At 49.3% G+C, this 517-nt stretch carries 1 protein-coding gene; it reads left to right on the top strand.

The genetic code is table 11. From position 1 onward, the window contains the following. Positions 1–257 (top strand): integrase core domain-containing protein (locus tag HCN83_RS18000; RefSeq protein WP_168009794.1); only part of this gene is annotated, 257 nt, incomplete at its 5' end. Positions 258–517 lie beyond the last annotated feature (260 nt).

The following is a 517-nucleotide window of genomic DNA, read 5'->3' on the forward strand; positions in this document are numbered from 1 at the left end:
CCTTAAGCATGAGCCGCAAAGGCGATCCGTTCGATAACGCCTGTATCGAATCGTTCCACGCCTCGTTAAAAAAAGAACTCGTACATCGCACCCGATTCCGTACGAAAGCAGAAGCTTCCCATGCCGTTACACGCTACATTGCCGGCTATTATAACCGAAAGCGGCGTCACTCGACGATTGGACACGTTTCGCCGCAGGCGTTTGAAGAAACCTATCATCAAGCCAAACACGACAAGGCGGATGATGTCGCGTCATAAGCGCATTTGAAACGGGTCCACGAGAAGCAAAATGAGACACCGCTCTCCAGAACCTCGAAGGGAGTCGGCTCCAAAATTAACTGTCACTTTTCTCACCGTCTCTTTTCTTGACTGAAGACCACGTTATAACGAATAAAACGTAAGCGTCAAAGAATCTGTGCCTGTTTTCCCTATCACGCCTCTGGCATGCTGAAAGAAAGCAGAAAGGATGTGAGGATAATGGAGGAAGCAGCGTGGGAAAATCCCCATGATCGGCGAGT

Source organism: Alkalicoccus luteus (genome assembly GCF_012034335.1).
Taxonomy (GTDB): Bacteria; Bacillota; Bacilli; order Bacillales; family Salisediminibacteriaceae; genus Alkalicoccus; species Alkalicoccus luteus_A.